The sequence below is a fragment of the Aliidiomarina sp. B3213 genome (assembly GCF_003290085.1).
In the GTDB taxonomy this organism is placed as follows: Bacteria; Pseudomonadota; Gammaproteobacteria; order Enterobacterales; family Alteromonadaceae; genus Aliidiomarina.
The window spans coordinates 542,931-566,873 of the sequence record NZ_QMKJ01000002.1 but is presented as its reverse complement, the minus strand read 5'-3'; the positions used below and the strand labels follow the sequence as shown (position 1 = coordinate 566,873).

Sequence of the window (23,943 nt, the reverse complement as noted above, 5' to 3'; positions counted from 1 at the left end):
AGCGTTAATGCGAAGTGGGCTAATCTTCGCTATTATTTCCGCTTCGCTATACACATTTAATAAAGGTAACTTTACCCATGTATACACGCGCAATTTATCCGGGCACGTTTGATCCTGTGACCAATGGGCACAGCGACCTCATTGAGCGAGCCTCGAAGTTGTTCAGCGACGTCATTGTTGCGGTAGCGGCAAACACTAGCAAAAAACCTCTGTTTTCGCTTGAAGAGCGTGTCGCATTAGTCGAAAAAACTACGCAGCATTTAGACAACGTTCGAGTTATCGGCTTTTCTGGTTTACTGGCAGACTTAGCCAGAGAGCAAGACGCTAAAGTGCTGGTGCGAGGGCTTCGCGCAGTTGCGGACTTTGAATATGAGTTCCAGTTGGCGAACATGAACCGACGCCTGAATTCGGAGCTAGAAAGCGTGTTTTTAACTCCTTCAGAAGAGAATTCGTTTATATCTTCAACCTTGGTAAAAGAAGTGGCTTTACATAAGGGTGAAGTGAATCAATTTGTGTCTGAACATGTGGCGAAAGCTTTAAAGTCAAAATTTAAGGGCTAAAGTCGGTAATTTTCGGGTAAATTGGGGGATTTTTCATCTATCTTTTTCAGCCCGAAAACGGTATCATGCGCGGCAAAATTTCATGTTACCGTTTTGAAATAAACTTACCATTTTGAAATAAATTGACCTGCAGGAGTCCATGGCATGGCCAAGGTGGATCTTAGCCAATATGGCATTACCAACGTCTCGGAAATAGTTTACAACCCTTCTTATGAGCTACTTTTCGAAGAAGAAACACGCCCTGAATTGGCTGGCTACGAAAAAGGCCAGGTAACCGAGAACGGAGCGGTTGCTGTAGATACCGGAATTTTCACAGGACGTTCACCGAAAGATAAATACATTGTTCGCGACGACACAACACGTGACACAGTGTGGTGGGCAGACCAAGGTAAGAACGATAACAAAGCGATTTCGCCAGAAGTTTGGGCTGACCTTAAAGGTGTAGTGACCAACCAGCTTTCAAATAAACGCCTTTTCGTAGTAGACGCATTCTGCGGTGCAAACGAAGACACGCGTTTAGCTGTGCGCTTTATTACAGAGGTTGCATGGCAAGCTCATTTCGTGAAGAACATGTTTATTCGTCCTTCAGACGAAGAACTCGAGGGTTTCACGCCAGACTTCGTAGTAATGAATGGTGCGAAGTGCATTAACCCGAACTGGCAAGAACAAGGTTTAAATTCAGAGAACTTTGTTGCATTCAACCTAACTGAGCGCATTCAGTTAATTGGTGGTACTTGGTACGGCGGTGAAATGAAGAAAGGTATGTTCTCTATGATGAACTACTTCTTGCCGTTGAAAGGTATTGCTTCTATGCACTGTTCTGCGAATGTGGGCAAAGAAGGCGACGTTGCTATTTTCTTTGGCTTGTCAGGTACAGGTAAAACTACGCTTTCAACTGACCCGAAACGTGAACTTATTGGTGACGATGAGCACGGTTGGGACGACGACGGTGTGTTTAATTTCGAAGGTGGTTGTTACGCGAAAACCATTAACCTTTCTGAAGAAGCTGAGCCTGATATTTTCCGTGCGATTCGCAGAGACGCATTGCTAGAAAACGTGTCTGTTGATGACAATGGTAAGGTTGACTACGACGACGGTTCTAAAACTGAGAATACGCGTGTTTCTTACCCTATTTACCACATCGACAACATTGTTAAGCCGGTGTCAAAAGCAGGCCACGCGAAGAAAGTTATTTTCTTAACTGCAGACGCGTTTGGAGTGCTACCTCCTGTTTCTAAGCTTTCTTTTGAACAAGCTAAATACCACTTCCTTTCTGGCTTCACAGCGAAGCTTGCGGGTACTGAGCGTGGTATTACTGAACCGACACCAACTTTCTCTTCTTGTTTTGGTGCTGCGTTCTTAAGCTTGCACCCAACTCAGTACGCAGAAGTTCTAGAAAAGCGTATGTCTGAAGCTGGCGCACAAGCTTATCTTGTGAACACAGGTTGGAACGGCACAGGTAAACGTATCTCTATCAAAGCTACGCGCGCTATTATCGACGCTATCCTAGACGGCTCGATTGAAGACGCTGAGTTTGTTGAACTGCCTTACTTCAACTTGGCTATGCCTACAGGCCTTGCTGGTGTTGAAGACGCAAGCATTCTAGACCCAAGAAAAACGTACCAAGATGCGAATGACTGGGACGTGAAGGCTCAAGACTTGGCTCGTCGTTTTGTTGCGAACTTTGAGAAGTTCACAGACACAGATGAAGGTCAGTCTTTGGTTGCGGCTGGTCCTCAGCTGTAAACAAAGCTTAAGTTAAAGAAAACCGTAGCGAGGAAACTCACTACGGTTTTTTTTGTGCCTGTTTTTCGTAGGGACCGCTGTACGTTCTCCATGGCAGTGGTTAAGCATACATCCTTGTGCTGGTGTGCGAAGCTTCAGGCTCAAATTAAATGGGGTCAGAGCACAAAGTGCTCTGACCCCGTAGGTGAAGTGCTCTGACCCCGTAGGTGATTGCGTACGGATGCGTGTTTAATATCATGGTTGGATGAGAGTCTATTCGGTACAATTAACTCTCATCTTCAAAAATGTCTTCGATGCGCATTTCGAATAGCCGTGCTGCTTTGAACGCCAGAGGTAAACTGGGGTCGAACTTTCCTTTTTCGATGGCATTGATAGTTTGTCGAGAAACATCTAATGCCTGCGCTAGGTCTGCCTGGGTCCAGTTCCGCTCAGCTCTGAGCACTTTTAGTTTGTTCTTCATTGATACTTCCTCGTGCCAATCAATAAGCTGATAACGTACGAAAGTCCCATCACCACTAAAATACTTGATGGATTCGGGTGGAAGTCGATTAATCGGATGCCTTCAAGTAGTCCGTAGACCGCACCAAATATCATGCTAACGCCCAAAGAAATGGCCATAGCGTTCATGTGAAGTTTGCGTTGTAACTCATCTAGGCCTTCTAGCATCATTTTATTGGCCATGATCATTTTGTAACCGCAAAAGAGGTTCACAACGATAACCGCAATGCTATAACCCACCGCAAAGTCCCAGACAAACTTTGGACCAAACGCCAGTAGCGCTAGAGATAAAACCCAGGCTAAGGTCCATGTGAAAATAACTTTATTTGATTTCTTATTACGCTCTGCAAGCGTGCTGCTCTGTGAATGTTGCATATCTCTATCCTCAATGAATGACTTACGTTAGTTAGGTTGCCGCGCTGCAATGAATGTCAAGTAACCTTGACTTTATTCATCTTAAGCCATATTTGATATAAGTCAAGTTTATTTTACATAAGGTCAGCTCTGCTTGTCTCTGGAGTGTAGGTGATGTGTTGCGCCCTTAGGCACCCGTTTTGCTATCGAGCGTTTCTTCACGTGAAGTAAGACAAACATAGATGAAGTTGGTAGAGTTGGTAGATAGCTTGATGCAAAGTGCTATAAATTCAGAGGGTAAGAAGTGAAGTACATATATTTCGTTTTGTTAACAGTAGTGCTCTGCTCCTGTAGTGACATTGTTTCGTCATATTATCCAACGTATGAAGATGCGAAAGAAGATGACCTGTTTGCTAGAGGTTGGCTTCCGAGTATATTACCGACCACCACAATAGACATTACGGTAAGAAATAATCTAGATACAAATACATCCAGCGGCGACTTTAAGTTGCTACCGAGAGATTTACTTCACTTTTTAAATGAACTCGAAAAAGTTGATGGCAATTCTTATAGTTACCAAGACTCTAACCGAGAGTACTTATGGAGATTTAATGTATCTGAATCGGGAGTGGTAAGTTTCATACTAACCAAAGGTTAAACTGAGGAGCGTCATAAATTGAACTCGCGAAGAATTTGTCGCGCGGCGGTGGAGAATAGATTGGAAATTAGTTTTGGTTTTAAGAGAATCGCTTTATGCATATTTTTTTATCTTCCTCTCGCTGTTGTAGCCCAGAATCATTGTGATTCGATGTCAGCGAATGAAGTTACAGTGTCAGAATATTGTGGGACAACTAATTCTGTTCAAGACTTAATTTCATGCTCAGAGAATGCGATAAGGAATGTTTCGGCAGTATATGCGTATCAGGTTTTGGAGCGCTGTACAGAGGATTCAGCAGACTGCCTGAAAAAGCAAGGACAGCTGGTATACGCATTACAACTAGAGCAATATTATGAATCAATGCTTTCTAAAGTCGAGCCGTACGTTACTGCAGGAGAACCCTGGGCATTATACCTGACAGCTCTCCTGAGTGCGCAGTTTGGTCGTTATGAAGAGGCTAAGCTCCTAATCGAGCCTTTCTTGGAATCTGGAGACTTAGATGCTGCTCTAAATACCTCTGAAATTCTGCGAATGGAGCAGAAATATCATCAAGCCTATTTAACTCTGAGTGAGGCTATGGCTGCATCCGAAAGTGGCGACACGAACGAGAGAGCAATCATGGCGTTGGGGCAATACTATCAATATGGATTAGGAGTTCAGACTAATTTAGAGCGAGCTTTAGAGCTCTATTCAAGCATAGATGGAGGAGATCTGTTTGGAAGCCTAGAGCACCTTATTAGTGGTGTATATTGGGAGTTGAATGATAGCGCCAATACTATTTCCTATTTGGAATCTAGCCTTCGTCGGGGGTTCGGTTTGTCAGCCCGATTTTTGGGAGATATTTATTTTGTAGGACAAAAAGACGTGGATCAGGATTACCGGGTTGCTGCCCAGTATTATAACGAAGCAGCGGCTAGAGGGTTGGAAGGGGCTATGTTCATGCAAGGTCTTGCTTTAATTCGGGCTGGAGAAGTAAGAAAAGGAAGGATTAGCGTTATTGCCGCAGGTATTATGGAGTCCGACCCAAAAGCTATTGAGATGCTCAATGAAAGTGATGTCGACTATCGTTCATTTACATGCCTTGTTGAAGAGGAAGCTCCTTATGGTAGAGACTTTCTAACGAATTGATTTGCTGAAAAAATAGTTTCGGTTCATAAGATGAGAAAAGGATTTTGGATTCATGACACAAAACAGTAGAACCAATATTTGGCTAATTTTTCTATTAATTGGAGACAACTACATTGTATTGAACTTTATAAATGCACCTAGGTTTCTATTCGAGCCAGATGAAGAACTTTGGTTTGTTGTGGCAAAAAGAGAACTCAGTTTTGCGGATAAAATAAGAGCGGAATTATTATTAAACTACGGAGCAGATTCATCTTTTGAAATAGCGAGAGAAACAGCTTTTGAAATTTCACTCAGGGAAAGAGGTTATGAGATGCTCACTTTGATGTCGGATTACGTTTCTGATGTCGAAAAACAGCACGCGTTGAGATTCGCCAAATCCGAGGGTGATGCTGAACTATTGATTTTTCTTCGTTTGAACTACGATTACTAACGCTTCCTAAGGCTTCATGATATGTTCGGTAATCTCTCAAATAATGTAATTGCGATATCGATTCTATTTTTCTTTATGCTCAACGCATGCGGAGCCCCGGCGCAATCTGCTCCATTAACAACAGAAACACAGGTGGTAGCATCGCAATTAATAGCTGCTTTGCGCTCCAAAGACAGGAGCGCTTTTGAGCAGCTATTTTCATCAGAAGACAACCTTCCTACCAATGCGGATTACAACTTTTATTTTGGATTAGAAGAGCCAAGTCGATTGAGGCGTTTCTTTTTAAATCCGAGCATTGATTATTCAATTTTCAATCAAGTAGATAACTCGGTGGTGATAGTCTACTTCCGTAGTGACTTAGTTGATAAACCTACCGTTTTAGACTGGGAGCTTATAGGAAGTCATTGGCTTGAGTTGTATGCAGCAACAGAAATCATAAAGAAGAACAATAGATGGAACTTTGACCAAACGCCTTTTTATCTCTTCAGACATGCACCGTGGGCTCACGATTACGGGTAGCTAAAGAGCCAAACAAGTACATTGTCCCCACAAACAAAAAGGGCTTTCCAATCGGAAAGCCCTTTGTTTTTAAACTGCGGCGTTCTTTAACTTTTAAAGACGCTCTGCGAAGTCCAACTCGTGTTCTGGCTGGCCTTCGTTTTGGTCAACAAGGTACCACTTCATCCAGCGCTCCATGCGGTAGGCGTAGTCAAGCTGCGCTGCTGCGCGGCGGTTGCCGTGACCTTCGCCTGGGTAAAGCACTAGGCGTACGGGTACGTTGCCGTGAACTTTCAAGTAGCGGTATAGCTCCATAGACTGACTTGGGTGTACGCGAGTGTCTTCTTCACCGTGCATAATCAGAATAGGCGTACGCGCTTGTTCTGCCCAGTAAATGGGGCTGCGCTCGAGATACCACTGCCACTTGTCCCATGGATAGCTGCGTGCGTGAACGAGGTGCATCTCGTTCGGAATGTCGGTGGTACCGAACTTTGAAAGGTTGTTGCTGATACCCACGAACATGACGCTTGCTGCGAAGTGTTCAGTTTGTTTAGTTGCGCCCCATGCAGAAGCGTAACCGCCGTAAGAACCGCCAGTAATACCTACACGGTCTTCGTCTGCTACACCAATTTCAACAAGGTGCTCTTTCGCGTCTACGATGTCGTCGAACTCTGCACCTGCGTAGTCGTTTTGACCTAGCATAGAGAACTCAACACCACGGCCTGTACTACCGCGGTAGTTCGGGAAGAAGGTCGCAAAGCCTTCTTGCGCCATGTACCAAGTTGGCGTGGAGTAGCGGTCGTTCCAACCGTTGCGAATGTGTGCTTCAGGACCACCGTGAATAGCCATAATTACAGGCACTTCACGACCTTCGCGGTAGTTGGTTGGGTAAACCAAAATACCTTCAAGCTCTAAACCGTCACGCGCAGTGTAAGTGATTACTTCTTGGCGTGGTTGTTCTGCGTCGTGAATCCAAGCGTTCGAGTCTGTTAAACGAGTAAGCTCTGAACCCGCTAACGTGAATGCTTCACGTGGGTGCGCAGGGCTATGGCCAAGTAAAGTAATTACACCTTCAGCGTCAATAGAACCTAGTGTAGTTGCAATGAGCTGACCACTTGGCAATAGCGTAGTTTGCTCATCACTTTCTACGTTGTGGCGAACTACAACAGTTTCTGTGTTCACATCTGCTAACCAAACAAGGTGGTTATTGTCGTGCCAAATGATGTCGCCAACGTGGCCTAGAAAGTTCGGTAATAACTCGGTGACGCTGCCATTTCTGAGGTTCGCCGTGTACAAGCGACCGTCTGCAGGGTCGTTGCGATCTTGCGAGCCAATAATAGCCAGACGTTGACCATTTGGTGAGAACGTTGCTGAACCTAGCTTACCTTCGGTATCAAAACGAACCTGTTCTTCACCTTCGCTATTAATCAGCACATAGCTGCTACGCATGTAGCTGTCGTCGATAAGCGTGGTTGGCGCTGCACGAACAAGAAGGTCTGTGCTACCCGGGCGGAACTGCACCGAGTAAACTTGTTCGTTAAATTCAACTTGGGTTACTTCTTCTGATTCTGTGTCGAACAAGAATGCGCGAGTAAAAGTAAATTCCTCTTCGTATACGCGAGCTCTGAAGCCTGCTTTTTCCAGTGCCTTGTCGTCTTCTGACTCTTCGCTTGCACGAAATGCAATGAAGTCGCCACTGTCACTCACGTCGAAGCTTGAGATTGAAGTGTCGTGTTCAAGTACCTTAACCGACTCACCACCATTTAAAGGAATGCTGTAAAGACTGGTGTTTTTATCGCCGTCACGCTTGGCTAGGTAAAGTACCTTGGTTTGGTCTGCATTGAAGGCAATTTGTCCAACACGCGTGTTGCCGGTCACAAATGGAACTTCAGTGCCGTCTGCGCGAAGCATAAACATTTCTACGTGAGAGCTGCCGTCTTCTTCGCTATATGGGTCGCGAGGGCGAACACGTGTGAAAATGGTAATTTCACCGTCGTCAGTAGTAATGGCTTGGTTCACGGATTGAGTGGTAACAATCTGCTCGAGCGTAATATTGTTAGCTTCACTGGTTCCGCACGCTAAAATGCTACTAAGCGTGAGAAGCGCGAGTGCTAACCATGCGCTGATTCGAGTCATGAGTAACTCCTTGTCGTTGGCTTTTTACAAAAGATTTTCAAGAAGGCTTATTTAACCTGTTTTTGCGTCAATCTTCTAGGGGGCTAAGGGTTGGTAGCCGAGGTTTCTTGCAAATTCGCCGCACCTCGGGCAATCATGCGGACCTGTTGGATGGTTTGTTCGGTGAGTTGCGCGCGCTCTTGAGCATTCATATCTAAGATGTCAGCCCCTGCGCTAAATACAACGCGAACAATTGCGTCACTTTGAATGCGCGCTAACTTGTCTTCCGTTTGACGCTCTGTTCGAAGGTAATCTGTTAGTTCTTTTTTGAAGTGATCAATTTCCCGTGCGATAGCTAACCTGAACTCTTTGGTCGTTCCTGCCTGTTCTTGCAGCATTAAACGGAAAATATTTTTATTGTTTGTGACATAGTCCATAAAAGTATGCACGGATATCTCGATAATGGAGCCGCCGTCTGCAATGCGTTGACGAGACTGGCGCAGTAATTGACGGAGCGCCAAGCCACCCTCGTCCACTAAAGTAAGGCCGAGTTCGTCCATATTCTGAAAATGGCGATAAAAACTTGTGGGTGCAATGCCGGCTTCTCGCGCAACTTCACGCAGGCTTAAGCTGGAAAAAGAGCTTTCCGGGCACAACTGATTTAGAGCTGCATGAATGAGGGCTCTACGAGTCTTTTCTTTTTGTTGCGCACGCACGCCAGCCATGGCTATTTCCTTATTGGGTAAGGGCTAAAGATTATCAGTGAACAAATGTAAGGTCAATTTACAAATCTTTCCTTGATCATTCGATAAAATATGTATAAATTCAGCGTACACTTGTTAGCTTAAAATGAATTTTATATGAAAAAACCACCTTTGCTATGGCTGAATATTCTTGTTTTCAGCATTACCTTTGCAGTTGCTGCAATAGGTACACCACTTTATATCTATTTTAACGGCTTGAGTAGCGCGTTAGTTATTACATTGATTGCTTTGTTTTCATGGGCCGGCTTGTCTATTACAGCTGGATACCATCGGTTATGGTCACATAAAACTTACGACGCACATCCTGTAGTGCGTTTTGTGTATGCGCTTGGTGGCGCGTTGGCGCTGCAAAACAGCGTATTGCATTGGGCTTCAGATCACCGTGAGCACCACAAGCACGTTGATCATTTAGATAACGACCCATATTCAATTTCGCGTGGATTTTGGTTTGCGCACATTGGCTGGATGCTTCGCGAGTATCAAGAGCAGCGTTATGAAGACTACTCGAACGTGAAAGACTTACAAAAAGATCCGATAGTAATGTGGCAACACAAGCACTATTTAACGCTTACCTTGCTCATGAATATTGGTTTGCCACTTCTGATTGGCCTTATGGTTGGTGAGGTGCTTGGTGCGCTAATCATTGGCGGGTTTTTAAGACTTGTTCTTAGTCACCACACCACATTCTTCATTAACTCTTTGGCGCATATGTGGGGGAAACGTCCGTACACAGAAAGAAACACAGCGCGCGACAATGGTATTTTAGCCCTACTTACCTTTGGTGAGGGTTACCACAACTTCCACCATATTTTTGCCGGTGATTACCGCAATGGTGTGCGTTGGTATCAGTACGACCCAAGTAAATGGTTGATTGGTTTGCTGTCATGGTTCGGGTTAGCGACTAATTTAAAGCGTGTGAACAAGTTTCAGATTGAAAAGGCCCGTTTAGACATGATGTGGCAACGCGCGCAGAACAAGAAAGCAGGCTTTGTTGAACGCTTTGAGCGTGAGTACCAACATCTTACTCAACAGTTGAAAGAGTTGAACGTGAAACGCAAAGCTTGGGCACAAGCCAAGAAAGAAGCGATAGAAGACATGGCTCAAGTGCGCGAACTTCGCGCTCAGTATAAATCGCTAAAACGTTCTTTTAGACAACAAAAACGCTTATTCCGCAGACAGTTACAAATTGCATTAGCTTAATTGTTGAAAGTATTGCGCGTGAACATTGAAAGCCCTCCTCGAGAGGGCTTTTCTTTACCCGCTGTTAACTTGTAAAAAGGGCTGTTTTGCGCAATAATTAAGCAATCAATAGGGGTTGGTTGTATGCAAATAAATAGTTCTCAGAATGCTGTGTTTACTTCTGCGTTGCAAGGTATGCAACAAAGCAGCGACCAAGTTGTGGATGCTAGCCAGCGTATTGCGAAAAGTGGTGCGATGGACGCTGAAGCCGCTGTTGATTTAATCGCGGGAGAAAAGTCTTACACGGCAAACGCGAAAGTATTAGCAACGCAAAGTGACATGGTTGGCACTTTGTTAAACATTAAAGCGTAAGGTTCTCGGTACTTTATATGGTCATGGCGGTTCCAGCATCAATTCCTTTCGTTCCTGCAAGTGTTGCGGGCCCGACGGATAGTGCCCGCCGAGACAACCAATTACGTGAAGTGATTACGCAAGTTTCCCAAAACGAGCAATTCAATCGTGAACGTGGTTTAGGTAGTAACCCTGAACGCGCACCTCTTCCTGGTTTACCCAGCTTCGCCAAACAACTTGCCGACGCTCGCCAAGGGGCAGAGCAAATAAAACGCCGCGCCGCCCGTGGTGAAGACGGTGAGATTGAAGAATCTTCGCAAGTAAAACGTGGTATTGGCGAGGACGACGCAGAGGTTCCAGATGAACAACGCGTGCTTGGCGAAGAAGAAAAGGGCGAAGGAAAGAACGAAGACGGACTGGGTGAAAAGTCTGAAGACGAGAAGAAAGTTGAAGAGCTAAAGCAGCGTGATGCAGAAGTTCGTCGCCATGAAGAAGCCCATGCCAATGTTGGTGGACAATATGCTGGCTCACCGACTTATGAATTCGAGAAAGGCCCAGACGGCACGAACTACGCTGTTGGTGGTGAAGTACAAATAGATGTTTCCGAAGTGCCGGGCGACCCTGCGGCCACGCTACAAAAAATGCAGATTGTTCGCCGCGCCGCATTAGCGCCTGAAGAGCCTTCGTCAGCAGACCGACAAGTGGCTGCCGATGCTTCGCGAAAAGAAGCGGAAGCAAGACAAGATTTAGCAGAGCAACGTCGTGAGGAAGCTTCACAGGCAGTTAACACGGCAAACAGTTCAGTCCGTTCTGCAGATCAGTTTTCCGACGATGAGCTTGACGCTTTAATAGAGCGTGGTTCGCGTATCGAGCAAGCCTATCAAGGTAGTTTCCGCCCAAGAGAAAGCGCGGTTCTAGCACAAGCCTAACTAGCCTACAGCGTTGCTTGTGTTAACCACGCAACTGCCGGCAACGACACCATTCCAATGAGTACCCCATAACCAATAATTGCTGCAACCAATCTTGGTTTAAGTCCTGCTGCAATGGCTAATGCTCCTGCAGTTATCATCGGCGGCATTGCGGCTTCTAACACCGCCACCTTTGCTGCAAGGTCGTTCGCTCCAATAAACTTAAATGTCATAAGCGCACATAGCGGTAGTACAAGCAGTTTGATGGTAAGAGCCAGCGCAAAGGGCACCATGTCGTGGCGAAGTACACGAAGCTTCAGTTGTAAGCCCACCGCTATCATGACCACGGGCACCAGCGTTTGTGCCAAAGACTCCAACAGTGGCTGTATGGCTCCAGGGTATTGTTCTTGACCCACAAGTAAGGCTGCTATCATGGCGAGCAACGGGGGAAATGTGAGTAGTTTTAAAGCTTGTTGTTTCTTGCTTGTGGGCTCATTGTTTTCTTGCTGAGACTGCTGGTAACGGCCGTACCTTGCGGCGATAACGCTAGAGAACAGAATGAGCGCCAGAAACGAACCTGCTTGGTCGTATAACACTGCATAAGGAAGCCCCGCCTCACCATACAATGCAGTAACCATTGGAAAGCCCATGAATGAGGTATTTCCAAGTGGCACTACGATAAGCATGGCGCCGGTAAGCTCTTTGCTCCACTTCAAAAGCCTGCTAAGCAAAAGCACAAGAGCCATAGCTAAACCAAACATCACCCAAGGCGTAAAAATTGGTGCCAGCACTGACTTATTTATTTGCAATGAAGGCAAATGAATAAGCACCATGGCGGGAACAGCAACATAAATCACGTACTGATTCAGCACTTGGCCACTATTTTCGGGTAACGACCGAGTGATTTGTAACAGCCACCCGATCAGTAAATACGCAACAATGAGTGTGAGGTTATCCATGCTCTATTTCTTTTTGGCGTTAGCAAAAGCAGCGGCGAAGGCGTTACCCATTGCGCTATTCCCTTTGTCTTCCTGTTTATTGCGGCCTTGGCTCGCCTGACTACGAGTTTTTCCAGTTGCTTTACCAGTTGCACCGCGGTCAGCGTTGTTAGAAGAGCCGTTGCTTACGGCTCCTGCCTGATCGTCCATCCGCATGGTTAAACTAATACGCTTACGTGGAAGGTCTACGTCGAGCACTTTCACTTTAACCACTTGCCCAGCTTTCACAACTTTATGTGGGTCGCTAACAAATTCGTGAGAAAGCGAAGAAATATGTACTAAGCCGTCTTGGTGTACACCGATGTCTACGAACGCACCGAAGTTAGTCACATTGGTCACTACACCTTCTAACTGCATATTCGGTTTCAGGTCTTCTAGCGTTTCTACACCTTCTTTGAATTCTGCGGTTTTGAATTCTGGACGCGGATCTCGGCCTGGCTTCTCTAGTTCTTTAAGAATGTCTGAAACAGTGGGCAAGCCGAAGTTATCGTCGGTGAAATCGTTAGGGTTCAGCCCACGTAAAAAGTCTGACTGACCGATAATTTCAGACAACGCTTTACCATTGTGCTCTGCTATCTTCTCAACAAGAGGATAAGCTTCTGGGTGAACTGATGAGGCGTCTAATGGCTGCGAGCCATTGGTTACACGCAAGAACCCCGCGGCTTGTTCAAATGCTTTGGGTCCCAGTCTACTCACCTCGAGTAGCGCTTTACGGTTGTCGAAAGCACCGTTTTGGTCGCGGTGTTGCACAATGTTCTGCGCCAAACTGCGATTAAGACCAGCGACACGAGCGAGCAACGGAACAGACGCCATATTCAAGTCTACGCCAACCGCGTTAACACAGTCTTCCACTACGGCATCTAGGCTAGTTGCCAATAAAGACTGGCTCACGTCGTGCTGGTATTGGCCTACACCAATCGATTTCGGTTCAATTTTCACGAGTTCTGCTAGTGGATCTTGTAAGCGACGAGCAATAGACACCGCACCCCGGTATGAAACGTCGAGGTCTGGGAATTCCTGTGCGGCTAATTCAGACGCGGAATAAACAGATGCGCCGGCTTCACTCACCATGACCTTTTGCATTTTTAACTCGGGTAGCGCTTTAACCAGCTCCCCGGCAAGCTTGTCGGTTTCTCGTGAAGCAGTACCGTTACCTATCGCAATTAACTCTACTTTATGTTGCTTGCACAGAGCCGCTAGCGAGCGTAATGACTTGTCCCATTGGTTTTGTGGTGCATGAGGGAATGTTGTGGTTTGCCCTACAAGTTTTCCGGTTTGATCAACTACAGTCGCTTTAACACCCGTTCTTAATCCGGGGTCTAAACCTAATGTGGTTTTCTGACCGGCTGGCGCTGCCATAAGAAGGTCTTTTAAGTTTTTCGCAAATACTTTTATAGCGTCTTCTTCGGCTGCGTCTCTTAACTGACCTAATAAGTCAGTTTCCATACGCGGAAGAATTTTTACACGCCATGTCCACTGCACGGCCTGAAGGCGCCAAGCAGATAGGCCTCCAGAAGCGGCTTCTACATTAAAATGCTGTGCAATTTTTTCTTCATACGCGCTGCGTTGGCCTTCTTCTGCATGAGGCTCTGGTTGAAGTTTCAGTTGTAGTACGCCTTCGTTCCTGCCGCGCAGCATGGCTAATGTGCGGTGTGAAGGAACCTTTTTAATCGGTTCTGCATACTCAAAATAGTCACGGAACTTCGCGCCTTCAGACTCTTTACCCGGCATCATTTGGCTGGTGATATCCGCTTGTTGCCATAGAGACTGGCGAATTTCTTTCAGTAACTGAGCGTCTTCAGAGAAACGTTCCATAACGATGAAGCGCGCACCTTCAAGCACCGCCTTAGTGTCTTCAAACCCGGCTTCAGCGTTTATAAATTCTGCTGCTAGCGCTTCTGGGTCTGCGTTGTTATCGGTAAGAAGCTGGTCTGCTAGTGGCTCGATACCCGCCTCAATGGCAATTTGTCCCTTGGTACGGCGTTTCGGTTTATAGGGTAAGTAGAGATCTTCAAGCTCGGTTTTCGAGGTGCAGTTTTGGATAGAGTTAGAAAGCTCTGGGGTAAGTTTTTCTTGCTCTTGAATGCTTTTTAAAATAACTGCTTTACGTTCACTAAGCTCACGTAAATAGGTAAGGCGAGTGGCTAGGTTACGTAGTTGGGTGTCGTCTAATCCGCCGGTCACTTCTTTTCGATAACGAGCGATGAAAGGAACCGTGGAGCCTTCGTCGATAAGTTGTACGGTTGCTGAAACTTGTTGAGTTTTAACATTCAGTTCGGAGGCAATCTGTTCAAGAATTTGAGCGTGTTCGGCGGTAGCTAAAGCCATAAAAATGAGAATTCCTAAATATACGAGTGCAAAAGCGCAGCACTCGTGTCATTGAATTTATAAAACCGTATTACTTCAATAGTAAAAAGGCGCAGAATGGTCCGCGCCAGAAAATTCAATATTACCGCAGAAGCTTTGCTGCGTCATGCTTGATAGCTGTTAAACGTCTGCAGAAGGGCGTGATTTCATCGCATCAAACCAACGTTGCAAGTGGGTTTGTTCATCTTTAATACGAACGTCTACAACACGAGCAAATTCAACGGTACAAAATGCGTTAATGTCGGCTACGGTGAAACGGTTAGCGGCAATCCATTCATTGTCTGCTAAGTGTTTGTTTAGCTTATGAAAGAACTTCTCCACGTCATTCTTGCAGTTCAGGCCCCAGCTCTCGTTGGGCTCCATACGGTCTTTGAAGTAGCCGCTTAGGTGCTGAAAAGCCATGCCAGTAGGTAAGAAAAAGTAAAATTCAATCCAGCGGGTCCATTTTTCTATTTCCGCTTTTTCTTTGGGTGTTTCACCCATTAAATTCATAGTTTCCGGATGGCTTTCTTCTACAAAACGGCAAATAGCCATGGTTTCAGGAATGCACGTTCCGTCGTCTAGCTCTAAAACCGGAACCTTTTTCATAGGATTCTTGGTGATAAATTCAGGCGTTAGGTTTTCGCCTTTTTGCAGATCGAGTTCCACACGCTCAACTTGGTCTAGCAGCCCTTTCTCAGCCATAAACATGCGAACGCGACGCGGGTTGGGCGCAATGGCCATTTCGTATAATTTCATTTTCTGAACTACCTTTTTGTGTCAGTGGTAGCACTCAGTTTGCACGTTCATAAGACAAAACGCTATGGCTGAAATTGACTATACTCAAGTGGAAACTGACATTGGAATGAAGATTATGCTCAAACTTTCTATGTATTGTGCTCTCGTGATTTTTCTAGTGCTGTCTTCTAACCTTTCGTACGCACAGCAGAGATGCTCTGGCTCAGAGTATCAGCAGTTTGATTTTTGGGTAGGGGAATGGAATGTGTATAACACCGCGGGTGACAAAGTCGGTATAAATGCGATTACAAAAACTTTTGACGGTTGTGCATTACACGAACAATATCAGAACATGAGGGATTACCGAGGAGCCAGCTACAATATCTATGACGCGACTCGTGAAGTGTGGCACCAAACCTGGGTTGACAATGGTGGTTTGCTGCTTGTCCTAGAAGGTGGAGTAATTGATGGTAAAATGGTGTTGTCGGGAGAAACTCAGAACACAGACGGCAAAGTTCTAAAACAACGTATTTCCTGGGAACTACTTAACGACGGTCGCGTGCGACAGTTATGGGAAACGCGTCAGCAGGATGAAGACTGGACGGTTGCTTTCGATGGCTATTATGAGAGACAGCCTTAGCTTCTTTAGGTTTTGTCGTAACGAATTTGGGTAACAAACCACTCTTTTTTACCTGATGGGGTTGTGACGTAAAACTCGTCATCGACTTCTTTTTTAAGCAGCGCGCGAGCCATCGGAGAGTCGATTGAAATATAGTCGTTGCGACCGTAAATTTCATCGGGCCCCACGATCCGAAAGGTTTTTTGCACACCGTCAATATCTTCTATTTCAACCCAAGCACCAAAAAATACCTTTCCTTCTTGTTGTGGCGAGTAGGCGACAACTTTAAGAACTTCAAGGCGTTTACGTAGAAAGCGAACACGACTGTCAATTTGTCTGAGTAGGCGCTTGTTTTCTTTGTAATCGGCGTTTTCACTGCGGTCGCCTAAGCTTGCAGCCCAAGCCACCTTTTTTGTGATTTCAGGCCGGTATTCTCGCCACAAATGGTCGAGTTCCTTCTCTAGCTTTTTAAAACCTTCTGCGGTAATTAGATTTGTTTTCACGGTCGACCTTTGTGTGTAATGCGCTGAGAGCAGGAAAGATACTTAGCTTTGCGCTTCATCGCAAGAGGCGGCTTATAAGCGATGTAATCACTAACTTTTTATCGCGAAAAATCAGTTTTTTACCGAATAAGATAATCTCAAAGCGGTTAATTTGTGTACTTAAACTATACTTAAAGTGTAGTCATCTTTTGATGGCGTAAATTATGAGTGAGGAGGTACACAATGAAGAAACTCATGATTATAGGTGTTGTCGCGCTCATGTCTGTTGGGTGTGCAAGTACGAACTCAAGCAGCGCGTTCGCGAAGAAATACGAAGTGGACTGGGACGAGGTTGCAGTGATTGAAGCTGCTAACCGAAACGGAGCTTCTCCGTCTAGAGTCATTTGGGTGAATCCACCGATGAAGCGGGTTCAAGACGACTCTGACGCGTCACCTCAACCGCAACAATAGTAATAACCGGTAACAATTTACAGCAGGGTTTGCCAACGTTTTCATTGGCAACCCGCTGTCCTACCTCTAAACTGTGTCTCATGATTAAAAACCGAGCACGCATGTGCAACGAGACACGGTGATTCTATGAATGAAACTTCTGAACGTATATTAGTTGTAGACGACGACGTGCGGTTACGTGCGCTGCTAGAACGGTATTTAAGCGAACAAGGCTTTCAAGTTCGAGCCGTGGGCGACAGCGAGCAGATGGACCGGTTGCTTACACGGGAAACTTTTCACCTTATGGTGCTCGATCTTATGTTACCCGGTGAAGATGGCATTTCGATATGTAAACGATTACGCCAAAAAGAAAATAACCTACCTATTATTATGCTGACGGCAAAAGGCGACGACGTAGACCGTATAATTGGTTTAGAGGTTGGCGCTGACGACTACATGCCAAAGCCATTCAATCCTCGTGAATTACTGGCTCGGGTAAAAGCTGTATTGCGTCGTCAAGTTCGTGAAGCACCGGGCGCTCCGAGTGGTGAAGACCGCGTCGTGGAATTTGGCAATTTCTGGTTCAATATGGGGACTCGGGAACTGCGTAAAGGCGATGAAGTGATTACCTTAACCAGTGGCGAATTTGCGGTGTTGAAATCGTTAGTGAGCCACCCGCGCGAGCCGCTTTCGCGTGACAAGTTGATGCACCTTGCACGTGGTAGAGATTACAGTGCAATGGAGCGTAGCATTGACGTTCAAGTGTCGCGGTTACGCCGAATTATCGAAACCGACCCAGCTAACCCTCGTTACTTACAAACCGTATGGGGCTTGGGTTATGTATTCGTACCCGACGGGGAGTCGGCGCATTAAATGACGTTGCTGCCAAGAACAGCCTTTGCCAGAACAATAGCACTGCTTGCATTACTGCTGGTTGTTAACCAAATATTGTCGTACGTCATGATCACCATTTATGTGGTGAAACCGAGCGTGCAGCAGCTCAGTTATTTGGTGGGTAAGCAAGTACAAACCCATGAACTTATCGCCGAGCAGCGCTTGCTGCCGAATATGCGACAGCGTTACCAGGATATTTCAGGTGTTGAAGAACTCTCTTTGCAGCAAGCTGAAGAAGCTGGTGTTCGCCAAGCTGCACCTTATAGCTTTTTAGCCACTGAAATGGCTCGTGTCATGAAAAAGCCGGTTTCAGTAAGAATTAGTGACACTGCCCCCATGCAGATATGGATTCAAACCGAAGGGCAAACCGGCTGGTATCGCATTCCTATGACAGGAATAGATCAAGGCCAGTTCTCTCCATTGCTTTTCTATCTAGTTCTTATTGGGACGCTGAGTGTTGCGGGTGGCGCTTGGTTTGCGCGTTGGTTAAACCAACCGTTACGTAATTTACAGCGAGCGGCGCAAGACTTGAGCCGAGGTATATATCGCGGTGAATTAGACGAGCTAGGTGCAACCGAAATTATCAACGTTACCCGCGCATTTAATAAAATGTCGCGAGGAATTCAGCAATTAGAAGACGACCGCAACTTGTTACTTGCAGGTATTTCCCACGACTTACGAACGCCGTTAACGCGAATTCGTTTAGCTGCAGAAATGATGGCGGACAAAGACCATGTGTTGTGGGACGGTGTCGTACAAGACATTGACGACATGAATTCGATTATCGACCAGTTTGTCGACTTTGTACGCTCGCCAGATGTGAAAGATTTTGAGAAAGCGAATTTAAACGAGCTCGTACATGACGTGGTACTTACCAGTGAGTACACCGACGAACAAAGCATTGAACTTGATCTTGAACGCAATTTACCCGCGGTCATGATGCAGCCCACTGCTATAAAACGTGTGCTCATGAACTTAGTTGTGAACGCACAGCGCTATGGCGCGCCACCGATAACCATTCATACGGGCTCGACTAAGCGCGTTGGAAATACTGACGCCGCGGGCGTTTTCCTAGAGGTGTGTGACCGCGGTGAGGGCATACCCGAGGACAAGCTGAAACGAATGTTTGAGCCTTTTACGCAGGGAAATAGCGCTCGTGGTGGTGAAGGTTCGGGCCTAGGGCTCGCAATTGTGAACCGGTTCGTCGACTTGCATCGCGGCGCGTTAGAAGCGACCAACCACCCGGGCAAAGGTTTTTGTATTCGTATTGAGTTACCGTCTAAGCCCGACCTGATGGAGCAAGCCGGGCCCCAAGACTAAATAGGTGCGACTCGGTTCACTCCATTGAGTGCCGCCACCCGGTATGCCTCTGCCATGGTTGGATAATTAAACGTGGTATTAATAAAGTAATTAATATTATTACCGCCGTTCTTTTGTTCCATAATGGCCTGCCCGATGTGAATAATTTCCGAAGCCCGCTCGCCGAAACAGTGAATGCCTAAAATTTCGAATGTCTCTCTGTGGAATATTAGTTTTAGGCAGCCAACGTGTGAATCAGCAATTTGTGCGCGCGCAAGGTGTTTAAACTGTGCACGGCCCACCTCATAGGGAATATTGTCGGCGGTAAGTTGCTCTTCTGTGGCTCCCACCGAACTAATTTCAGGAATGGTATAAATTCCCGTGGGGATGTCTGAAACAAGCTTGGAGTCGCATTGACCGTCGAGTACTGCGGTAGCTGCAATTCGCCCCTGGTCATAAGCGGCGCTCGCTAAACTCGGGTAGCCAATAATGTCACCAACCGCATAGATATTGTCCACAGCGGTGCGATAGTTAGCGTCTACCTCTAGCTGTCCGCGGTAATTTGCTTTTAACCCCACCGCTTCAATATTTAGCTGTTCAATATTGCCCGAGCGACCATTTGCGAACAGAAGGCAGTCGGAAAACATTCTCTTGCCTGAAGTTGTGGTAAGCACCACACCGTCTTCTCGACCTTCGATTGAGTCGAACTCCTCGCCATGGCGAATAACCACGCCGCTGTTGCGTAAGTGATAACTCAGTGCGTCAGAAATTTCTGTGTCGAGAAATGAAAGTAAGCGTTCACGGTTATTGATTAGGTCGACTTTTACACCCAACCCCCGAAAAATACTTGCGTATTCACAGCCAATTACACCTGCACCGACAATTAAAATAGAGCGCGGTTCGTGCTTCAAAGAAAGCACAGTGTCGGAGTCGTAAATACGTGGGTGCGAGAAGTCTACACCTGGTGGTCTGTAGGGGCGAGAACCCGTTGCAATGACCACATTCTTGGTGTGAATAATGTCGATTGAGCCGTCTGGTCGTGAAATGGCTAAATGGTTTTTATCTTGAAAACTAGCCTTGCCATGTATAACGGTTACACCATTTCGAACATAGAACGAACTGCGCAAAGAAACTTGTTTGCGAATAACGCCCTCAGCATGTTTGAGAATTTCAGAGAATGTAAGCTGGGTAGGCATTTCGCCGCGCGCAAATAAGGGGCTGGCGTTGTATTCGGTTAAACGGCTCACCGAATGGCGTAGGGCCTTTGAGGGAATGGTGCCCCAGTGCGTACAGCCACCACCAAGTCTGGGGTATGCTTCAATAATTGCGACACTTTGATGGCGCTTCGCTAACATCATTGCCGCACCCTCGCCGGCAGGTCCGGAGCCGATCACTACAGCGTCGAAGTTGGCGGTGACATTGTCTTTCTTCGCATTTTGGCTCATAAGTGGCGCAAATCCTTTGTTTTTTCTAACATGATCATAAGCATAAGACGGTTCTGGTTATTCGCCAAGTTTTGGTAACTCTGCGAAGCTTGCAACAGCGGGGTGACGTGCAAATGTTTTAGCCGGTTGTTGGCTGTCAGGTTTTGTTATACCCAAGGTGTATTCAATGCCAAACCGTTTTGCACTGTCTAAGATATGCTCTCCGTCGTCCACAAATAGTGTGCGTTTTGGGTTAAAAGAGAGCGTTTCAGAAAGACCTTGCCAAAGTTCGTTGAACTCTTTGCAGTAACCAAATTCATGCGTAGAGAACTGCTGAGGTATCCACTCTTTCAAATGTGTGAACTCATTTTTCAGCGCGAGTGCGTCTGGGTGAGCGTTCGTTAACAACGCTACTTGTTTGTTGCTCGCCTTAAGCTGCTTCAAGAAGTTCATCGCGTCTGGCCGGTATTTAATTTTTTCAGTCATTTCTCGCTTTAGCTGGCGAACCGGCAGTGAAAGCGTTCGTTCCCAGTAATCGAGACAATACCAGTTGAGTGTTCCGGCTACCTCGGTAAAAGCTTTATTCAGGAATTCTTGCGCTTCCCCGTGATCAATATTGTGGTGTTTTGCATAGGCTAAAGGTAAATAGTCTACCCAAAAATAGTTGTCATAATGGAGGTCTAGAATCGTACCGTCCATGTCGAGAAGAATAGTGTCTATGTTTTGCCAGTTCAGCATGGGTTTTCTCGATGATTTAATTTAGTGTATGTTTAGAGAGTTCACGGAATAAGAGCGCAGTATTATGGCCGGCAAACAAATACCAACCATCCTCTCACGCCAAATTGTAGCGAAAAGTCGCTTATTACGCATCGAGTCTATCGACTTGAAGTTTAGTAATGGAGAATTACGGCAATATGAACGCATGCAAGGCAGCGGGCGCGGTGCAGTTATGGTTGTACCGTTTATCGATAACGACACTATGTTACTTGTGCGCGAATACGCCGCAGGCCTGCACAATTACCAACTTGGCTTCCCGAAAGGTCTTATCGATCCGGGGGAAACGCCCGAGCAAGCTGCGGATAGAGAATTGAAAGAAGAGATTGGCTATGGCGTGAAAAAGTTGGTGCCCATGAAAAGCGTAACTATGGCTCCTGCATTTTTCTCAGCGTCTATGCACCTTTATGTCGGTCTTGATCTATACTCAGAGAAGCTACCCGGCGATGAACCCGAACCATTGGAAATTGTGCCGTGGAGCGTGAACAATATAGATGAACTCCTCGTTCAACCTGACTTTACCGAAGCGCGAAGTGTCGCTGCATTACTTTTAATGCAAAGGTGGCGAGAACAAGGCAATATAAATAACGGAAGCAGTAGTTAAGAAGGGGGCTTTATGAACCCACCTCAATATTGGCCTGAAGAACACCTAGCTCATTTGTCGGCAGAGGTTGCCGACATTGCCTCTGCTGTCGGTAAAAAAATCCTCGCGTTGCAAGGCGAGGGCAAATTCGACGTAGAAACAAAGGCAGACGATTCCCCTGTCACTAGTGCCGATCTCATGGCGAGCGAATTCATTAGTGAACACTTACATAACCTAAACCCTTCTTTGCCTGTGCTTACGGAAGAGTCGTTAGTCGACTGGTCGGTGCGTAGAGACTGGTCGAGCTATTGGTTAGTTGACCCGTTAGATGGCACCCAAGAATTTATTTATGGCTCTGGTGACTTTGCCGTGAGTATTGCCCTTATCCATTACGATATGCCAATTCTCGGCGTGATTTACTGGCCAGCGGAAGACGCATTGTATACCGCAGCAGCTGGGCAAGGAGCCTGGCGACTACAAAAGGGTGTTCATCAAAATATTAGTGTTCGTAGGCTAGACACTCCGCAGTCAGACAGTATTAAAGTCGCTCTCAGTCGGCGCCAACCAACCGAAAGAATTCTTTCACGCATGAGCTCAGGCGATCGAGACATAGAGCACGTTTACACTGGAAGTTGTGCTTTGAAGTCTTGCCTGGTAGCAGAAGGTACAGCCGATTGCTTCGTTCGCGTTGGTGAAACTGGTGAGTGGGACACAGCGGCGGCACAAATATTGGTGGAAGAGGCGGGCGGAAGTTTGGTGGACGAGTCTTTTCGGCCCTTGAAATATAACCGCAGTGCACAACCGAAGAATCCCAACTTTTTAGTATTGGGTGACCCTAGAATCGATTGGCAGGATATTTTACCTCAAGGCATAGCGCCCGAATCGTCATAGCTGTCGGCAGGAACAATATGCGCCGTTTCATGTAATTCAGACCATACAATAATGGCTTTGCCTTCCTGTAACTGCCGTTTCACCTGTGCCACCTTGGTTTCTAAAGACACATCTTGTTCGCCGTACTCAGTGCCTTCCATCAATACAAACTGTTCCACAAGGGCGTCTAACGTTTCGGTTTCAAGTTCTTGCCAAGGGATTTTCATTGCCAGCTACCTCGCCTTAATTTCAGAACCGAACCATCGCATAATACGACCGGGTAACCAAGGCTTGGCCGCTCCTTCGTGCTGGGTAATAAAACCAACATGCCCACCATGTCGGTGCATCTCGTAATGAACTTGGGGGCTTAAGTCTTCTGATGAAGGAATAACTTCTTGGCTCATTAAAGGATCGTCTTGAGCATGAATCACTAGGGTGGGCGTAGTAATGTTTCTTAGGTATTGTTTGCCGCTACACTTTTCATAGTATTCATTCGCACCTTGAAAACCATGTAACGGCGCGGTTACGCAGTCATCAAACTGTGGAAAGTCTTTGCAGGTTAGTAGCTTCCGTGGATTTAAGTCGAGAACGTCTGAAAAAATACCCAACTCCAATTTTTGATACGTTTTTTGCTTCAAACTGTTGAGTAAGTGGTTGCGATATACCCGAGAGAACCCTTTGTTCATTCTCAGTGACGAGGAGGCTAAATCCAATGGCGGACATACAGCAACAGCTCGTTGAATAGGGGGATTCTCCACGCGCCCTAGTAAATTCACGAGCATGTTTGCGCCAAGACTGAATCCTGCTGCGTGAATAGGACGGTTCGGGTATTTATCTGCGATATGTTGCAATGTATGTAGGGGATCTTCATATGCGCCAGAATGGTATGCAACCGGAGTTTTGTTCAACCTTCCCGAGCATGTTCTAAACTGCATGACTACAGCGTCGGCGCCTTGCTCAACACTCGTGATTGCAAGTTGATCGGCGTAGGCCGACTTAGCGCTACCCTCTAAACCATGAAAAATAACTACTATTGGGGCATCTGCTTGAGTTTTTGCGCCTTTTAGCCACGCCAGGTCAAGCTCGTCTCCGTCTGGGGTAGGTAATATTTCAATATCAAATTTCGCACGTGGCTGGTAGCGACTTATGCGTGACCAAAGGGTTTGCAGGTGCGCGCTCTTCAACCATGGATGAGGTTTGAAATGTTCAGAAACATTTGTGTCATTGCAACTTGGTACACTGGTTTGCATAATTTAAGGTTCACTTTATTCCATTAA

Annotated in this window: 26 protein-coding genes; 14 read left to right on the top strand and 12 right to left on the bottom strand. The window is 46.2% G+C overall.

What is annotated here, in order from left to right:
* The first annotated feature begins 77 nt into the window (after positions 1-77).
* Positions 78-560 carry a pantetheine-phosphate adenylyltransferase gene (gene coaD / locus DQX04_RS07890; RefSeq protein WP_111915342.1) on the top strand — a complete coding sequence of 161 codons (483 nt, stop codon included), beginning with the start codon at positions 78-80 and terminating at the stop codon, positions 558-560.
* A gap of 144 nt (positions 561-704) precedes the next feature.
* Positions 705-2,306, top strand: a complete 1,602-nt coding sequence (gene pckA, locus DQX04_RS07885; RefSeq protein WP_111915341.1) for a phosphoenolpyruvate carboxykinase (ATP) — start codon at positions 705-707, stop codon at positions 2,304-2,306.
* Positions 2,307-2,571: 265 nt separating this feature from the next.
* Here pckA and DQX04_RS07880 read toward each other — a convergent pair whose 3' ends face one another.
* Complete coding sequence (locus tag DQX04_RS07880) at positions 2,572-2,766, bottom strand: helix-turn-helix transcriptional regulator (protein ID WP_111915340.1); 195 nt, start codon at positions 2,764-2,766, stop codon at positions 2,572-2,574.
* On the bottom strand, positions 2,763-3,179 hold the full coding sequence (locus tag DQX04_RS07875) for a hypothetical protein (RefSeq protein ID WP_165831966.1): 417 nt from the start codon (positions 3,177-3,179) through the stop codon (positions 2,763-2,765). The genes DQX04_RS07880 and DQX04_RS07875 overlap by 4 nt, the downstream gene beginning before the upstream one ends.
* Positions 3,180-3,966: 787 nt before the next feature.
* On the opposite strand from DQX04_RS07875, the gene DQX04_RS07870 reads away from it, so the two are divergent.
* Genes DQX04_RS07870 through DQX04_RS07860 form a run of 3 tightly spaced genes read left to right on the top strand, consistent with a single transcriptional unit; the run spans position 3,967 to position 5,893 of the window.
* On the top strand, positions 3,967-4,944 hold the full coding sequence (locus tag DQX04_RS07870) for a tetratricopeptide repeat protein (RefSeq protein ID WP_126266347.1): 978 nt from the start codon (positions 3,967-3,969) through the stop codon (positions 4,942-4,944).
* A gap of 52 nt (positions 4,945-4,996) precedes the next feature.
* Positions 4,997-5,374 carry a hypothetical protein gene (locus DQX04_RS07865; protein WP_111915338.1) on the top strand — a complete coding sequence of 126 codons (378 nt, stop codon included), beginning with the start codon at positions 4,997-4,999 and terminating at the stop codon, positions 5,372-5,374.
* A 21-nt stretch (positions 5,375-5,395) separates the two neighbouring features.
* On the top strand, positions 5,396-5,893 hold the full coding sequence (locus DQX04_RS07860) for a hypothetical protein (RefSeq protein WP_111915337.1): 498 nt from the start codon (positions 5,396-5,398) through the stop codon (positions 5,891-5,893).
* Positions 5,894-5,986: 93 nt separating this feature from the next.
* Here DQX04_RS07860 and DQX04_RS07855 read toward each other — a convergent pair whose 3' ends face one another.
* Together DQX04_RS07855 and fabR are read right to left on the bottom strand one after the other, a co-directional pair.
* Positions 5,987-8,008 (bottom strand): S9 family peptidase, encoded by a 2,022-nt coding sequence (locus tag DQX04_RS07855; protein WP_111915336.1) that lies wholly within the window; start codon positions 8,006-8,008, stop codon positions 5,987-5,989.
* Positions 8,009-8,091: 83 nt separating this feature from the next.
* Positions 8,092-8,712 carry an HTH-type transcriptional repressor FabR gene (fabR, locus tag DQX04_RS07850; RefSeq protein WP_111915335.1) on the bottom strand — a complete coding sequence of 207 codons (621 nt, stop codon included), beginning with the start codon at positions 8,710-8,712 and terminating at the stop codon, positions 8,092-8,094.
* A 135-nt stretch (positions 8,713-8,847) separates the two neighbouring features.
* Between fabR and DQX04_RS07845 the strand changes: the two genes are divergently transcribed.
* The 3 genes from DQX04_RS07845 to DQX04_RS07835 all read left to right on the top strand — a co-directional run bounded on the left by DQX04_RS07845 (position 8,848) and on the right by DQX04_RS07835 (position 11,210).
* Complete coding sequence (locus DQX04_RS07845) at positions 8,848-9,951, top strand: fatty acid desaturase (protein WP_111915334.1); 1,104 nt, start codon at positions 8,848-8,850, stop codon at positions 9,949-9,951.
* 123 nt (positions 9,952-10,074) lie between these two features.
* Complete coding sequence (locus tag DQX04_RS07840; protein ID WP_111915333.1) at positions 10,075-10,302, top strand: flagellar basal body rod C-terminal domain-containing protein; 228 nt, start codon at positions 10,075-10,077, stop codon at positions 10,300-10,302.
* 17 nt (positions 10,303-10,319) lie between these two features.
* Positions 10,320-11,210: a putative metalloprotease CJM1_0395 family protein gene (locus DQX04_RS07835; protein WP_111915332.1), complete on the top strand. Its 891-nt coding sequence runs from the start codon at positions 10,320-10,322 to the stop codon at positions 11,208-11,210.
* A 5-nt stretch (positions 11,211-11,215) separates the two neighbouring features.
* Here the strand turns inward: DQX04_RS07835 and DQX04_RS07830 are convergent, their stop codons facing one another.
* The 3 genes from DQX04_RS07830 to DQX04_RS07820 form a co-directional block, all read right to left on the bottom strand.
* Positions 11,216-12,148: an AEC family transporter gene (locus tag DQX04_RS07830; RefSeq protein ID WP_111915331.1), complete on the bottom strand. Its 933-nt coding sequence runs from the start codon at positions 12,146-12,148 to the stop codon at positions 11,216-11,218.
* 3 nt (positions 12,149-12,151) lie between these two features.
* Positions 12,152-14,515, bottom strand: a complete 2,364-nt coding sequence (locus tag DQX04_RS07825) for a Tex family protein (RefSeq protein ID WP_111915330.1) — start codon at positions 14,513-14,515, stop codon at positions 12,152-12,154.
* Positions 14,516-14,674: 159 nt separating this feature from the next.
* On the bottom strand, positions 14,675-15,292 hold the full coding sequence (locus DQX04_RS07820; RefSeq protein WP_111915329.1) for a glutathione S-transferase family protein: 618 nt from the start codon (positions 15,290-15,292) through the stop codon (positions 14,675-14,677).
* A 64-nt stretch (positions 15,293-15,356) separates the two neighbouring features.
* Between DQX04_RS07820 and DQX04_RS07815 the strand changes: the two genes are divergently transcribed.
* Positions 15,357-15,911 (top strand): hypothetical protein, encoded by a 555-nt coding sequence (locus tag DQX04_RS07815; RefSeq protein ID WP_111915328.1) that lies wholly within the window; start codon positions 15,357-15,359, stop codon positions 15,909-15,911.
* A gap of 5 nt (positions 15,912-15,916) precedes the next feature.
* Here the strand turns inward: DQX04_RS07815 and greB are convergent, their stop codons facing one another.
* Positions 15,917-16,393, bottom strand: a complete 477-nt coding sequence (gene greB / locus DQX04_RS07810) for a transcription elongation factor GreB (RefSeq protein ID WP_111915327.1) — start codon at positions 16,391-16,393, stop codon at positions 15,917-15,919.
* Positions 16,394-16,615: 222 nt separating this feature from the next.
* On the opposite strand from greB, the gene DQX04_RS07805 reads away from it, so the two are divergent.
* The 3 genes from DQX04_RS07805 to envZ all read left to right on the top strand — a co-directional run bounded on the left by DQX04_RS07805 (position 16,616) and on the right by envZ (position 19,036).
* Complete coding sequence (locus DQX04_RS07805; protein WP_111915326.1) at positions 16,616-16,843, top strand: hypothetical protein; 228 nt, start codon at positions 16,616-16,618, stop codon at positions 16,841-16,843.
* Between the two features lie 126 nt (positions 16,844-16,969).
* A complete protein-coding gene (gene ompR / locus DQX04_RS07800; protein ID WP_111915325.1) occupies positions 16,970-17,695 on the top strand; it encodes a two-component system response regulator OmpR in 726 nt (241 codons plus the stop codon).
* Entirely contained in the window at positions 17,696-19,036 is a 1,341-nt protein-coding gene (gene envZ / locus DQX04_RS07795; RefSeq protein WP_111915324.1) for a two-component system sensor histidine kinase EnvZ, read from the top strand.
* Here envZ and sthA read toward each other — a convergent pair.
* Both sthA and yrfG read right to left on the bottom strand, forming a co-directional pair.
* Positions 19,033-20,460, bottom strand: a complete 1,428-nt coding sequence (sthA, locus tag DQX04_RS07790; RefSeq protein WP_111915323.1) for a Si-specific NAD(P)(+) transhydrogenase — start codon at positions 20,458-20,460, stop codon at positions 19,033-19,035. The two genes, envZ and sthA, sit on opposite strands and share 4 nt — an antisense overlap.
* A 57-nt stretch (positions 20,461-20,517) precedes the next feature.
* A complete protein-coding gene (gene yrfG / locus DQX04_RS07785; RefSeq protein WP_111915322.1) occupies positions 20,518-21,177 on the bottom strand; it encodes a GMP/IMP nucleotidase in 660 nt (219 codons plus the stop codon).
* Between the two features lie 64 nt (positions 21,178-21,241).
* Here yrfG and nudE point away from each other — a divergent pair, with 64 nt between their 5' ends.
* Together nudE and cysQ are read left to right on the top strand one after the other, a co-directional pair.
* Positions 21,242-21,817 (top strand): ADP compounds hydrolase NudE, encoded by a 576-nt coding sequence (gene nudE, locus DQX04_RS07780; RefSeq protein WP_111915321.1) that lies wholly within the window; start codon positions 21,242-21,244, stop codon positions 21,815-21,817.
* Between the two features lie 12 nt (positions 21,818-21,829).
* Positions 21,830-22,687 carry a 3'(2'),5'-bisphosphate nucleotidase CysQ gene (gene cysQ / locus DQX04_RS07775; protein ID WP_111915320.1) on the top strand — a complete coding sequence of 286 codons (858 nt, stop codon included), beginning with the start codon at positions 21,830-21,832 and terminating at the stop codon, positions 22,685-22,687.
* Here the strand turns inward: cysQ and DQX04_RS07770 are convergent.
* Positions 22,660-22,893 (bottom strand): YheU family protein, encoded by a 234-nt coding sequence (locus DQX04_RS07770; protein ID WP_111915319.1) that lies wholly within the window; start codon positions 22,891-22,893, stop codon positions 22,660-22,662. The two genes, cysQ and DQX04_RS07770, sit on opposite strands and share 28 nt — an antisense overlap.
* 6 nt (positions 22,894-22,899) lie before the next feature.
* Entirely contained in the window at positions 22,900-23,916 is a 1,017-nt protein-coding gene (locus DQX04_RS07765; RefSeq protein ID WP_111915318.1) for a hydrolase, read from the bottom strand.
* Positions 23,917-23,943: the final 27 nt, after the last annotated feature.

Bases quoted from the DNA above. Each gene is read 5' to 3' on its own strand.
- nudE (WP_111915321.1), top strand. From the start codon at position 21,242: ATGGCCGGCAAACAAATACCAACCATCCTCTCACGCCAAATTGTAGCG.
- DQX04_RS07860 (WP_111915337.1), top strand. From the start codon at position 5,396: ATGTTCGGTAATCTCTCAAATAATGTAATTGCGATATCGATTCTATTT.
- DQX04_RS07770 (WP_111915319.1), bottom strand. From the start codon at position 22,893: ATGAAAATCCCTTGGCAAGAACTTGAAACCGAAACGTTAGACGCCCTT.
- sthA (WP_111915323.1), bottom strand. From the start codon at position 20,460: ATGAGCCAAAATGCGAAGAAAGACAATGTCACCGCCAACTTCGACGCT.
- DQX04_RS07875 (WP_165831966.1), bottom strand. From the start codon at position 3,179: ATGCAACATTCACAGAGCAGCACGCTTGCAGAGCGTAATAAGAAATCA.
- DQX04_RS07805 (WP_111915326.1), top strand. From the start codon at position 16,616: ATGAAGAAACTCATGATTATAGGTGTTGTCGCGCTCATGTCTGTTGGG.
- envZ (WP_111915324.1), top strand. From the start codon at position 17,696: ATGACGTTGCTGCCAAGAACAGCCTTTGCCAGAACAATAGCACTGCTT.
- pckA (WP_111915341.1), top strand. From the start codon at position 705: ATGGCCAAGGTGGATCTTAGCCAATATGGCATTACCAACGTCTCGGAA.
- DQX04_RS07835 (WP_111915332.1), top strand. From the start codon at position 10,320: ATGGTCATGGCGGTTCCAGCATCAATTCCTTTCGTTCCTGCAAGTGTT.
- cysQ (WP_111915320.1), top strand. From the start codon at position 21,830: ATGAACCCACCTCAATATTGGCCTGAAGAACACCTAGCTCATTTGTCG.
- DQX04_RS07880 (WP_111915340.1), bottom strand. From the start codon at position 2,766: ATGAAGAACAAACTAAAAGTGCTCAGAGCTGAGCGGAACTGGACCCAG.
- DQX04_RS07830 (WP_111915331.1), bottom strand. From the start codon at position 12,148: ATGGATAACCTCACACTCATTGTTGCGTATTTACTGATCGGGTGGCTG.
- coaD (WP_111915342.1), top strand. From the start codon at position 78: ATGTATACACGCGCAATTTATCCGGGCACGTTTGATCCTGTGACCAAT.
- DQX04_RS07820 (WP_111915329.1), bottom strand. From the start codon at position 15,292: ATGAAATTATACGAAATGGCCATTGCGCCCAACCCGCGTCGCGTTCGC.
- DQX04_RS07765 (WP_111915318.1), bottom strand. From the start codon at position 23,916: ATGCAAACCAGTGTACCAAGTTGCAATGACACAAATGTTTCTGAACAT.
- yrfG (WP_111915322.1), bottom strand. From the start codon at position 21,177: ATGCTGAACTGGCAAAACATAGACACTATTCTTCTCGACATGGACGGT.
- DQX04_RS07815 (WP_111915328.1), top strand. From the start codon at position 15,357: ATGGCTGAAATTGACTATACTCAAGTGGAAACTGACATTGGAATGAAG.
- DQX04_RS07870 (WP_126266347.1), top strand. From the start codon at position 3,967: ATGTCAGCGAATGAAGTTACAGTGTCAGAATATTGTGGGACAACTAAT.
- fabR (WP_111915335.1), bottom strand. From the start codon at position 8,712: ATGGCTGGCGTGCGTGCGCAACAAAAAGAAAAGACTCGTAGAGCCCTC.
- DQX04_RS07840 (WP_111915333.1), top strand. From the start codon at position 10,075: ATGCAAATAAATAGTTCTCAGAATGCTGTGTTTACTTCTGCGTTGCAA.
- DQX04_RS07855 (WP_111915336.1), bottom strand. From the start codon at position 8,008: ATGACTCGAATCAGCGCATGGTTAGCACTCGCGCTTCTCACGCTTAGT.
- DQX04_RS07865 (WP_111915338.1), top strand. From the start codon at position 4,997: ATGACACAAAACAGTAGAACCAATATTTGGCTAATTTTTCTATTAATT.
- ompR (WP_111915325.1), top strand. From the start codon at position 16,970: ATGAATGAAACTTCTGAACGTATATTAGTTGTAGACGACGACGTGCGG.
- DQX04_RS07845 (WP_111915334.1), top strand. From the start codon at position 8,848: ATGAAAAAACCACCTTTGCTATGGCTGAATATTCTTGTTTTCAGCATT.
- DQX04_RS07825 (WP_111915330.1), bottom strand. From the start codon at position 14,515: ATGGCTTTAGCTACCGCCGAACACGCTCAAATTCTTGAACAGATTGCC.